We start from the raw sequence: 11,451 nt of genomic DNA, 5'->3' as shown, positions 1-11,451 counted from the left end.
TGACTCCTGACTCCTGACTCCTGACTCCTGACTCCCTAACCACACGACAATTTTTCAATTCCGGGCAGATGTCTAATCTTCCCCCCGAATCTCGGCGCTCTTGTACAATAAAGGGCGGAACCGTGATCGCGAATTTTGGAACCGACGAGTTAAAAACCGGATATTTCTCTCATGGCTAAAGGGGATCAGATTTACGTCTACCGGGAATTTCTCAACCTACAGGGCGCTTACGAACATCATGGCATCGATTGCGGGGATGGAAGCGTGATCCACTACCGCAAACCGAGCGAGATCATCGAGAGAACCTCCCTAGAAACCTTCGCCCGAGGAGGGATGATTTACACGCGAGAATATTCCCCGTCGGGCTATCAGTTTATCGCGGACGTGGTGGTGCGGAGAGCGGAGAGCCGTCTGGGGGAACAAAAATATAACCTTCTGTTCAATAATTGCGAACACTTCGCCACCTGGTGCAAGACCGGCATCAGTGACAGTCGGCAGATCCGGGACTTCGTTCCCGTCATCACCCACCTACAGGCGGCGGGACTGTACGAACCGCTCAAGCGATCGCTGGTGGGAGCCGATCCCGATAACGCGAAAACCTTACTCCACGGGGCCCTGGGAAATCTAAAAGTCAGTTGGGACGAGATCCAACCCCGCTATAAAACCGCGCTCGAAGAGATAGAAACCTGGAACAAAGTCGCCGTCGAAGCCCTCGCTAGGAATCGGGACGATCTCGCCCGCCGCGCCCTCGAACGCAAGGTCGCCGCCAAAAAAGAGGCCGATCGCTATAAAGAAGAACTCGATCGACTCGCGGCCATGACCGAGAACGTTCTCAAAACCCTCGTCATCGCCGATCGGGTCTCCTAGTTGACAATTCCGGGAAAAATCCCTAGGCTAATCGCAAAAATTCCTACCCGAGACTCCCCGCCATGAAACTCCAAGATTTACTGGTCAATATCGCCCCGATCGCCCCGATTCCCGCGTCTAGCGCCCTAGAAACCGAGGTGACGGGAATCTGTACCAACTCCCACGCGTGTAAGCCGGGAGATATCTTTATCGGTCTGCCGGGGACCCGCGTGGACGGGGGGGACTTCTGGAAATCGGCCCTGGACGCGGGGGCTGTCGCCGCGATCGTCTCTCCGGGCGCGGCCGCCAAATTCCCCCCAGAAAACGGGGAATTAGTGATCGCCGTCGAGGAACCGGTGACAGCCTGCGCCTCGATCGCCGCCACGTTCCACCACTACCCCGCGCGTACCCTGAAACTGATCGGGGTCACGGGAACCAACGGCAAAACCACCATCACCCATCTCATCGAGTATTTCCTGCAACAAGCGGATCTCCCGGTCGCCCTCTTCGGCACCCTCTACACCCGTTGGGCCGGCTTCGAGGAAACCGCCAGCCACACCACCCCCTTCGCCAACGAATTACAGGGCGCGCTCGCTAAAGCGGTCGCGGCGGGCAATGAATACGCGGTTATGGAGGTCAGTTCCCACGCGCTCGCTCAGGGGCGGGTGTTGGGTTGTCCCTTCCGCGTGTCCGTCTTCACCAATCTGACGCGGGATCACCTCGACTTTCACCCGGACATGGAGGATTATTTCGCCGCCAAAGCGAAGTTATTCAATGCCGATTATCTGGAAGGACGGGCGGTTATTAACCTCGATGACCCCTACGGACGGCGTTTAGCCGACGCTCTCCCCCGCGAGCGCGTGTGGACGTATAGCGTCTCGGATACGGCCGCGGATTTTTACACGAGAGAGTTACGGTATCAACCGACCGGGGTGAGCGGGATCATGGTCACTCCGAAAGGGGAAATCGCTTTCGATTCGCCCCTCGTCGGTCAGTATAACCTCGCCAATCTCCTCGCGGCGGTGGCGGCGGTGTTGGAAACGGGATTGGACTTAGAGACGATCGCGGCGAAGATTCCGTTCTTTAGCGGGGTTCCGGGGCGGATGGAACGGGTAAGAGTCTCGGAATCGCAGGATATCAGCGTGATCGTCGATTACGCGCACACGCCCGATAGTTTAGAGAACGTTTTGAAAGCGTCGCGTCCGTTTATCGCCGGACGGATGATCTGCGTGTTCGGGTGCGGGGGCGATCGAGATCGGACCAAACGCCCGGTCATGGGTAAAATCGCCGCCGAATTAGCGGATCTGGCGATCGTCACCTCCGATAACCCGCGTACCGAAGACCCCGATCGCATTCTCGCGGACATCGTGGCCGGCATTCCCGAAACGATTCCCGTCCGGGTGATCGGCGATCGCGCGCTGGCGATTCAAACGGCGATTAAAGAAGCGCGGGCGGGAGACGGGGTGATTATCGCCGGCAAAGGTCACGAGGACTACCAGATTCTCGGCACCGAAAAGATCCATTTCGACGATCGCGAACAGGCCGCCGACGCGTTAACCCTCCGTTTCGGGTAAAGTTTTCTGTAGATGTCCGGAAACTTCCGCTGTCTCTCCCCCGTCCGCTCGCGCCGTATGTTACTTCCGGTACGTTTTCGGGCATCTTAAGAGAGTGAGAGAAAATCGAAGCCCCCCCTCTCCGGTCGATCGCTTTTCGAGACTCCCTCTCGGCGATCGACATTCCCGGTGCGAATTCAACCTCTCGATAGGGCCCATTGGTGACACTACATGACTTATTGTGTGAATCCCGCCTGTACCCAACCCAAAAATGCCGCCGAAGCGACCGTCTGCCAGAATTGCGGCTCTAGCTTGTGCCTGCACGGTCGCTACCAAGTTCTCGGCATTCTCGGTAAGGGCGGGTTCGGGGCGACCTTCGCGTCATCGGATCTCTCCCTGCCCGGTAAACCTCTCTGTGTTGTCAAACAATTGCGACCCGCCACGAACGATCCGAACATCTTTCGCATGGCGAAAGAACTCTTCGAGCGGGAGGCGGAAACGTTGGGTAAAGTGGGTATCCATCCCCAGGTTCCCCGATTACTCGATTATTTTGAAGAAACCCAGCAATTCTATCTCGTTCAGGAATACGTGAAGGGACGGAACCTACACCAAGAGGTGAGAAAGGGCGGCCCGTTTAGCGAGGCGGGCGTGAAACAGTTTTTAAGCGAACTCCTGCCGATCTTGCAGTATATCCACGAGCAGAAAGTGATCCATCGCGACATTAAACCCGCGAACCTGATCCGCCGGCAGACCGATCGAAAACTGGTGTTGATCGACTTCGGGGCGGTCAAAAACCAGGTCAATACCGTCCTCGCCGGTAGCTCGAATCAAACCGCCCTCACCGCTTTCGCCGTGGGAACCCAGGGATTCGCCCCCCCCGAACAGATGGCCATGCGCCCGGTCTACGCGAGCGATATCTACGCCGTCGGCATGACCTGTCTCTATCTGCTCACGGGAAGATCTCCCAAGGATCTAGACGTGGATGCCAATACCGGTGAACTCCTCTGGGAAAGATGGATCAAGGTCAGTCCCCCCTTCGCCAAAGTGATCAAGACGATGATCGAGGTCTCCGTCCAGCAGAGGTATAAATCCGCCCGGGAAGTCCTCGACGCGCTCGATATGGTGGCCTACTCCGATAGTCTGGCCGACAGCCTGACTTCTACCCCGACGCAAGCCCGCGCCCGCTCGTCGGACGGGGAACCGATGACTACCTTGAAATCGTCCGGCTTTTCTAAAAGCTCTCCGAACTCGAACGTATCTACCACTCTCAATTCGAGCTTCCGCCGCTCCCCGACCCCTTCCCCCGCTCCGTCCCCCGCCCAAAAAGCAAGCTCGACAAATGATATGGGCTTTCAGATGGCCAATACCGGCCCGAATAGCGCGGTCGGACGGGGGAAAGCGAAGGATAAGGTCGATGTGACCGCGATCAAGAAGAAACCCCGTCTGGAAGCGAAAGCGATTATCGAGGGCTACGCGAACGGGCGACGGGATTTCGCGCAAGAAGATATCGGCTCGGTCAACCTCTCCCGGGCGAGACTTCCGGGGATCAATTTCTATCAATCGAAGTTGACGGGGGCCGATTTACACGACGCGGATCTATCCAGTGCCGATCTGGGCCGGGCGAATCTCGCCGGGGCGAGTTTGAAAGGCACGAATTTAAATAGCGCCTATCTCGGTTACGCCGATCTGGAAAGGGCGGATTTACGGGGCGCGGATCTCACGGGGGCTAACCTCCGTCACGCCAATTTCCGCGGTACGAATCTCTGCGGGGCCAATCTCACCGACGCGCAGGTTAGCCCGGAACAACTGTCGATCGCCAAAACGAATTGGTTAACGGTGATGCCGAGCGGGAAACGGGGTTTCTGGTAATCGGGCAATTGTCGGTTCGATCGAAAATTTTCACCGCTCCCGATCACGCCACTTTCCAGATCCGGATCGTTCGATCGTCGCTCCCGCTCGCCAGGACGCGACCGCGCGGACAGAGCGCGAGGGAAGAAACCCATTGACGATGCCCGCTAAAAGTACGCGTGAACCCTCCCGTGTCGATCTGCCAGCGTTTGATCGCGCCGTCTTTTCCCGCGCTGAAGAGGATTCGGGGATGACCGGCGGACGGGGCGGCGAAAGCGAGCGCGAGTACCGAGTCCTCGTGTCCCGATAGCTCCGTGAGAAGTTGACCCGCGGCCACGCGCCAGACCCGGATCGATCGATCGTCCCCGGCGCTGGCCAGCAGTTGCCCGTCCGCGCTAAAAGCGATCGCTCTCACCCAATCCAGATGACCGGTCAGGGTGTGTAATAATCTACCGCTGGGTAGATGCCAGAGGCGAACCGTTTTATCCGCGCTCGCGCTCGCCAAGATCTGCCCGTTCGGACTTAGGGAAAGCGCCTGGATCGATTTCTCGTGTCCGCTGAGAGTGTATTGTAAAGCGCCCGTTCGCGTGTCCCAGATTTTAATCTTCTGTCCGGCGCTAATCAGCGACGCGTTATCCGGGGTGATCACCAGACAGCGCGCGGCTTTATTATGGCCGAGCAAACTATGTTTTAATTCTCCCGATCGCAGATCGCGCAGTTGGATACAACTTCGATCGATGTCCCGATGCACGCTACCCAACCAGCGACCGTCCGCGCTCAAGGTTAGCGCTAGAATCCGCCCCGGATAACCCGCGAGCGTTTGTTCGATCGCCCCGGTTCCCAACCGCCACAGCCGTATTCGCTGATCGTCCCCGGCCCCGATTAAAAATTCCCCGTTCGGACTAATCGCTAACGAGGCCGTCTGTCCGGAATATCCGGTCAGGGTTCGAGCGAGGGAAAGAGTGCCGGGATCGATCGGTAAGGAGGCAGGAGGCAGGGGGCAGGGGGCAGGGGGCAGAGGTTCGGGGGGAGTAAACGCACGCTTTTCGCCTTGAAAAGAGAAGCTTGTATTCGATCGGTTTCGGTCAAAATCTTGTTTTTCCGCTCGATTCTCGTTCGTTTTGACAGCTTTTTTCTGTCCGAACCGGTCGATCGATTCAAAACGCGTCATTAAATGACGGTACGCTTCCAATAGAGTTCTGTCGATCGATTCCTCTACCCCCTCGTCCGGGAAGGAAACTAGCGAATCTCCTAGATCGTGCAGACGTGGCGAAACTCCCGCGCGATTCCCGTGATAGCAATCGGCGATCTTGGCGGTAACTGCCCGGAAAACCGGCGCGAGGGTTCGGGAGAGCGAGAGAAAGTCTTCCCGAGTGAAAGAATAGGGTAGGGCGAGATCTTTTGTCTCGATGCCGTCGGTTTGCCAGCGCTTTTCTCGTTCCCACAGTTCCAAATTGGCCGCGTTATCTCCCGCGAGTCGATCGATCGTCTCCGGCGATTCCCCGGAAGATAATAACCGTTCGGCGATCGCTTGCCAACGGTTCGCCCGGCGTTTCGCACTCGTCTCCAGGATAGTGCGATAGGGAAAATCGACGATAACGGGATGATACACGTAGCGATCGCCCCCGAATCCCCACCAGGCCACCCGTAAAGTGAATCCCTCGCCGATAATTTCCGGTTCTAACAGTAAACAGGGTCGATCGAACAATCGATCGTGAAGCGCCTTCACCCGTCCCTCTCTTTCTAGAGAATTTTCCCGCCAGATTCCCGCGAGAAATTCGACCGGACGCTCCCGATCGGCGATCGGGTAATGCTGACTTAAAAAATCACCCAGATCCCGCGATAGACGCGTTTCGAGGGGAGAAAAGTTCTCTTCTAACGCCGGATCGGTTCCCTCGCGGTACAGGGGGGCGAGAAGCACTTGTAAGGCGGGAATCCCGTAGATTTTCTCTCCCGCGAATTGCGAGGGAACTAAACCGAGGGGCCATTGTTCGAGAATTTTCTGTTGTTGTAGCGATCGATAATTGTCCTGATGATCGGCTTGCTTTTTATCTACCGATGGGGAGATGCGGGGAGAGGATTTCGGCTCATCGATCGACCATTTCTGTAGCGTGGTCAGGATTTCGAGAAGCGTCGGCAATCCTTGCAGTAACTGTAGGGCGAGTTGCCATTCCATAAATGTCCCGCGACGCGCGTGTACATTGATCTCTCGTCCATCTTGACACACTCCTCTACCTTTAGACAGAAAAATTTTCCAACATCATTGTTTAGGTTTTTCAAGAGCTTGAATAACTGGCCTCTGTCTTGAAATTTCTCACGAAGCCGTCCTGAAGAACGGCACTTTACACGCGAATTTCGCGGGAAAGCCCGTCACTCCTTCTCGGTTAAGAAAGGGTTAACAAAAGTTAACGGGGATTCCTTCTTTAGAAAGACGGACCATTCGGTTGAAAATCCTATGCTGGAAGGGTAAAGAAATCGTTGTTCTGGCGCGGGCGATCGAGACCGGTAAAACCGCGAGAACGACGAAATCGCGAGATTTTACGGCTACTTGTCGGTGAATAACTATGGCTAATCAATGGTTCGAGGGATTGGAAGGCCTGGAAGGGTTCGAGGCCCTGGAAGGCGGCGCGGGACTGGTGACGATCGCGGCCGGGATCGGCGCGATGCTGTTGGCTCCGGTGATCGCGCCGATCCTCGGTCAAGCCGGGAAACCGGTGGTGAAACGGGCGATCCGCGAAGGTATCCTCTTTTACGAGCGCGGCAAAGAAACGCTCGCGGAGATGGGCGACGCGTGGGAGGATATCGTGGCCGAAGCTCGTTACGAGGCTTCCCAAGTGCAACAGGAGCGCGTGACCGAACCGGACTCGGGGCCTCACGCGATCGCGGTAGAGGATTAACGGGAAACCGACGGGTTACAAGCTTTCCTCGTGTAGGGGAAAAGTTTTCGGGGGGAGTCGGAGTTTCTCTCTCCCTTCAAAAACCTGCCTCCTGCCTCCTGCCTCCTACCTTCTCTTACCATGTCCACGCTTCTCGATCGACACACCTACATTCTCAGCGCGACCCCCTCGCGTACCCGTATCCGACTATCCGCCAAACGCCGCACGCCGGAAGAAATCGATCGCCTGACGCGGGGGTTACAAGCGCGGCCCGAGGTGTATAGTGTTCGCCCCAACTCGTTAACCGGCAGTGTGGTGATCCATCACAGTACCGTTCCCGACATTCTGACGATCTTGACGGCGACCTTACGCGATCTCGGGGTGATTCTATTCCAAGTTTTCGCCGGGGACGCGCTCCCGTTAGAAGGAAAATCGGCGGTCGCCAATAATTTATTCACCGCGGCTGACGATCTCAACCGACAGATCGGACAACTCACCGACAATATGGTCGATCTGCGCTTCCTGTTTCCCCTCGGTTTAGGAGGACTGTCCCTCTATCAATTGCTGAAAAACGGCTGGCAAATCGATACGGCCCCCTGGTACGTTCTCGCCTACTACGCTTTCGATAGTTTCCTCAAATTGAATCAACCGTCACAGGAGGCGGTCGGCAGGAGGCAGGAGGCAGGAGGTGGGGGTTTAGAGGGGGCTTGAACTCCGGCCAAACACTTTTCCCCTTAAACGGGGAGGCGCCTACCCCGTCGGTTTCCGGCCATCATTTCCCCGATCGCCTTCCCGAACCGTTTTCCCTGACAAAATTTCATCATCGAACCGATTAGGGATCGGGAGGATAAATCACGGTGAATCCTCCTGATTCTTGAGTTTTATCTTCCAGAACTTATCTTTACAACAAATCCCGCTCCCGCACGAGGTTGATCTACCTAGAATGACCACTACCGTTCCCCGATCGAACCCCACCTTTCAACTCGTTCACGCTATCCCCGGACGGATTCGCCTACGCATCGAGGGAATCGACAGCGATCGAGAATTCCGAGCGGCGATCGAGTCTCTCAAACAACTGGATTCCCCGACGCGACCCGTAAAAATCGAAGAAAACCCGACCACGCGGGCGATCGTTCTCCAGTTTCCCGCCGAATCGATCGCCCCGATCGAATTATTAGACGGGATCGCCGTAGCCCCGTCTCCGGCCGAGTCCGAAGTGCCGTCGCTGGATTCGGTATGGGAAGAGTTACGGGAGCCGACGCTACTGTTTATCGGACAAACCGTACCGTTATTAACCGGGTACGCGACGGTTCAATTACTGGCGGTGAGCGGTTGGCTATCGATCCCGGCGTTTTTGCTCGGGAGTACGGCCGGTCGGGAAGCCCTCAAACAGTTGGCGAATCTGTCCTCGATCGCCGAAGAACTCTCGATCGCCCCGTTATCCGAAGAATATATCTCCAACGGTCAGAGAAGGCAGGAGGCAGAAGGCAGAAGGCAGGAGGCGGGGGATCGGGGAACTTTTCCCTTGGAAACGGAAGGCTCGTACCCGATCGATCCCACCGTTCCCGAGCATCGTAACGGGTTCGCGGGGGAACCGGCGATCGTCGAGATAGCCGAATCCGAACGCGTCGATCGAAACGTTGCCGAAAAAATTGACTACACCGTTAAACACAACCTACCGGGGCGGATTCGGGTAAAAATTCCCCGTCTGACGCGCGATGACGATTTCGCTCGCAAACTCACGGCTTTATTAACCACCGATCGCCTCGTTCACCATTTCACTTTCAATCCGGACAGCGGATCGATCGCCGTGTACTACTCGATCGAGCGCGTCGGCGAAACCGAACTGAAATCGCATCTAGACGAACTAATCCACAAAGCCCCCTACTTTTCCCCTCCCGAGGAAACCGAAGAGAGGGAGGAAACCCCCGAGGAGCGTAGCCCCTGGGAAAATCTGACGTTACCCGTCATTACCCTCGGGATGTCCGCGCTTTGGGGGATGGGTGTACCGATCCCGCCGGCCGTGGTCGCGGGGAGTGTGGCGATCTCGACATTCCCGGTCGTCCGAAGAGCTTGGGCGGGAATTTTCGAGGAAAAAAAGCTGAATATCGATTTTCTCGATCTCATGGCGATCGGGATTACCACCTTCCAGGGCAATTATCTCAATCCCGCGGTGATGCTGGGTTTGATCGAGTTCGGCGAGGCGATCCGGGAACAATCGGCCCGATCGTCGCGACGGCAGGCCCTCGATCTGCTGAAATCCCTAGAAGATCGCGCCTGGGTGGAACGGGACGGGAAAAAAGTACAGATTCTCACGAGCGAGATCGAGCGCGACGAGACGGTGATCGTTTATCCCGGCGGACTGATTCCCGTGGACGGAACGATTCTCAAAGGAACCGCGCTCGTGGACGAGGCGAAACTCACCGGGGAATCCCTACCGGTTCTCCGACAGGAGGGGCAAACGGTCTACGCGTCCACGCTAGTACGGGAGGGACAGATCTATATCCGCGCCGAACGACTCGATCGAGATACCCGCGCCGGGCATATCCTCCAGGTAATGCAAGAAGCGCCGGTTCACGATACCCGGATCGGCAATTACGCCGCCGCGATCGCCGATCGAGTGGTCGTCCCCACGCTATTACTCTCCACCGGTCTCTACACTTTGACCGGCAATCTGGCCCGCGCGGCCTCCATCCTCACCCTCGATTTCGCCACGGGAATCCGCGTGTCCGTCCCGACGACCGTTCTCGCCGCGCTCACTTACGCCGCCCGTCGGGGCATACTCATCCGGAGCGGTCGCGCCCTGGAACAACTGGCGCGGGTCGATACGGTCGTTTTCGATAAAACCGGCACGTTAACGCGCGGGGAACCGATCGTCGTTAGCGTCGAACCCGTCGGCGATGAGATTTCCGCCGCGGATTTACTCCGTCTCGCGGCCGGTGCCGAACAACGGTTAACCCACCCGGTCGCCGAGGCGATCGTCCGTCACGCGCGGGAACAGGGCGCGGAAATTCCCGAGCGAGGCGAATGGGACTACCGGATCGGCCGGGGAGTGCGCGCGGAAATCGACGGGCTAAACGTTCTCGTCGGTAGCCGGGGATTTCTGGAGTCGGAAGCGATCGATCTTTCCGGGTTCGATGACCGGGCCCGATCGAACCGCGCCGAGGGAAATTCGATGATTTACGTGGCCGCCGGGGGAAAACTACAGGGGGCGATCGTCTATCGCGATCCCACTCGATCGGAAAGTCGCGAGGTAATTCACTCCCTACGACACGGCAACTCGATCGACGTTCACCTGCTAACCGGCGATAACCGACGCGTCGCCAACGCGGTCGCCGCCGAATTGGGCATCGCGATCGCGAGTACCCACGCGGAAGCCTTCCCCGAACAGAAGGTCGAGATGGTCAAAAAACTCCACGAGAAAGGGAAAACGGTAGCTTTTGTCGGCGACGGGATTAATGATTCTCCCGCGCTGGCTTACGCGGACGTTTCCGTGTCTTTCGCCGACGGTTCCGAGGTGGCCCGGGAAACCGCGGACGTGGTGCTGATGGAAAATAATTTACGGGGACTGCCGTTCGCTATCGCGATCGCCCGGCAAGCGATGGAGTTAATCCACCAGAATACGGGATTGGTGGCGATTCCCAACCTGGGCGCGATGGTGCTGGCGGTTTTGGTCGGTATCCCGCCGTTAACGGCGACGCTGGTGAATAATGGCTCGACGATTATCGCGGGGTTAAACGGTTTACGTCCCCTACTTACCGACGGGGAAGATCTCGATCGACCGGCGATCGATGTCCCGAAAAGCGAACTCTAGGGTGTAGGGAAAACAATCTATCGATCGAACCAACGCTTTAACCGTCTTTCCGAATTCGGAGATAGGAAAGTAAAAAATCTCGATCGTGAGGAGACCGAGATTATACGCTTCATCCAAGATAGTGGGGCGGTTTTTCGCGCGATCGGGATTTTCCTGAAAACGCGACTCGCGCGGGCGATCTAATAGCGACCCCAAAATTCTACTAGCGCTTCTTTCTTGGATCGATCGTCGGTATCGCCGACCAATTTAATTTTTTCTAAACAGCGTCTATCTCCTTTTAAATCGATCCAGCGGGATTTTTGTCCCTTACGAATTTTCTCGGCTACCTGTAGTTCCTCTTTCTTGGAGTTGCGATAGGTGACGACTAACTTTTTACAGCCTTTCTCAGATAAATGAGGTACGTTTTGGGAGCTAGAACCCTTTAGTAGCAAGGGTTTGTCTGTACTTCACCTTTACGAGAAAGGCTGTAACGCTCTTTTATCACTATGGGGAGGTTAGAATTAAGAAAAAGCCC

Annotated in this window: 9 protein-coding genes; 6 read left to right on the top strand and 3 right to left on the bottom strand. The window is 56.6% G+C overall.

Annotated features, from left to right (window positions below):
- Positions 1-171 precede the first annotated feature (171 nt).
- The 3 genes from V0288_RS24280 to V0288_RS24270 all read left to right on the top strand — a co-directional run bounded on the left by V0288_RS24280 (position 172) and on the right by V0288_RS24270 (position 4,268).
- On the top strand, positions 172-867 hold the full coding sequence (locus tag V0288_RS24280) for a lecithin retinol acyltransferase family protein (protein WP_332867777.1): 696 nt from the start codon (positions 172-174) through the stop codon (positions 865-867).
- Between the two features lie 62 nt (positions 868-929).
- On the top strand, positions 930-2,420 hold the full coding sequence (locus V0288_RS24275; RefSeq protein ID WP_332867776.1) for a UDP-N-acetylmuramoyl-L-alanyl-D-glutamate--2,6-diaminopimelate ligase: 1,491 nt from the start codon (positions 930-932) through the stop codon (positions 2,418-2,420).
- A 210-nt stretch (positions 2,421-2,630) separates the two neighbouring features.
- Positions 2,631-4,268, top strand: a complete 1,638-nt coding sequence (locus tag V0288_RS24270; RefSeq protein ID WP_332867775.1) for a serine/threonine-protein kinase — start codon at positions 2,631-2,633, stop codon at positions 4,266-4,268.
- A gap of 43 nt (positions 4,269-4,311) precedes the next feature.
- On the opposite strand, the gene V0288_RS24265 is transcribed toward V0288_RS24270, so the two are convergent.
- On the bottom strand, positions 4,312-6,423 hold the full coding sequence (locus V0288_RS24265; RefSeq protein WP_332867774.1) for a WD40 repeat domain-containing protein: 2,112 nt from the start codon (positions 6,421-6,423) through the stop codon (positions 4,312-4,314).
- A gap of 388 nt (positions 6,424-6,811) precedes the next feature.
- Between V0288_RS24265 and V0288_RS24260 the strand changes: the two genes are divergently transcribed.
- On the top strand, positions 6,812-7,144 hold the full coding sequence (locus tag V0288_RS24260) for a DUF5132 domain-containing protein (RefSeq protein ID WP_332867773.1): 333 nt from the start codon (positions 6,812-6,814) through the stop codon (positions 7,142-7,144).
- On the opposite strand, the gene V0288_RS24255 is transcribed toward V0288_RS24260, so the two are convergent.
- A complete protein-coding gene (locus tag V0288_RS24255) occupies positions 7,141-7,266 on the bottom strand; it encodes a hypothetical protein (protein WP_332867772.1) in 126 nt (41 codons plus the stop codon). The two genes, V0288_RS24260 and V0288_RS24255, sit on opposite strands and share 4 nt — an antisense overlap.
- Here V0288_RS24255 and V0288_RS24250 point away from each other — a divergent pair.
- Together V0288_RS24250 and V0288_RS24245 are read left to right on the top strand one after the other, a co-directional pair.
- Positions 7,265-7,834, top strand: coding sequence for an HMA2 domain-containing protein (locus V0288_RS24250; protein WP_332867771.1), 570 nt, complete (start codon positions 7,265-7,267; stop codon positions 7,832-7,834). The two genes, V0288_RS24255 and V0288_RS24250, sit on opposite strands and share 2 nt — an antisense overlap.
- Before the next feature lie 232 nt (positions 7,835-8,066).
- A complete protein-coding gene (locus V0288_RS24245) occupies positions 8,067-10,937 on the top strand; it encodes a heavy metal translocating P-type ATPase (RefSeq protein WP_332867770.1) in 2,871 nt (956 codons plus the stop codon).
- 179 nt (positions 10,938-11,116) lie between these two features.
- Here V0288_RS24245 and V0288_RS24240 read toward each other — a convergent pair whose 3' ends face one another.
- Positions 11,117-11,368, bottom strand: a complete 252-nt coding sequence (locus V0288_RS24240; protein WP_332867769.1) for a DUF2541 family protein — start codon at positions 11,366-11,368, stop codon at positions 11,117-11,119.
- Positions 11,369-11,451 lie beyond the last annotated feature (83 nt).

It is taken from the genome of Pannus brasiliensis CCIBt3594 (genome assembly GCF_036688125.1).
In the GTDB taxonomy this organism is placed as follows: domain Bacteria; phylum Cyanobacteriota; class Cyanobacteriia; order Cyanobacteriales; family Microcystaceae; genus Pannus; species Pannus brasiliensis.
This window is presented reverse-complemented; position numbering and strand designations above follow the sequence as displayed.

What these genes read in the sequence shown, in the direction of transcription:
- V0288_RS24275 (WP_332867776.1), top strand. Translation starts at nt 930, where the DNA reads ATGAAACTCCAAGATTTACTGGTCAATATCGCCCCGATCGCCCCGATT.
- V0288_RS24250 (WP_332867771.1), top strand. Translation starts at nt 7,265, where the DNA reads ATGTCCACGCTTCTCGATCGACACACCTACATTCTCAGCGCGACCCCC.
- V0288_RS24280 (WP_332867777.1), top strand. Translation starts at nt 172, where the DNA reads ATGGCTAAAGGGGATCAGATTTACGTCTACCGGGAATTTCTCAACCTA.
- V0288_RS24260 (WP_332867773.1), top strand. Translation starts at nt 6,812, where the DNA reads ATGGCTAATCAATGGTTCGAGGGATTGGAAGGCCTGGAAGGGTTCGAG.
- V0288_RS24270 (WP_332867775.1), top strand. Translation starts at nt 2,631, where the DNA reads ATGACTTATTGTGTGAATCCCGCCTGTACCCAACCCAAAAATGCCGCC.
- V0288_RS24255 (WP_332867772.1), bottom strand. Translation starts at nt 7,266, where the DNA reads ATGGTAAGAGAAGGTAGGAGGCAGGAGGCAGGAGGCAGGTTTTTGAAG.
- V0288_RS24265 (WP_332867774.1), bottom strand. Translation starts at nt 6,423, where the DNA reads ATGGAATGGCAACTCGCCCTACAGTTACTGCAAGGATTGCCGACGCTT.
- V0288_RS24245 (WP_332867770.1), top strand. Translation starts at nt 8,067, where the DNA reads ATGACCACTACCGTTCCCCGATCGAACCCCACCTTTCAACTCGTTCAC.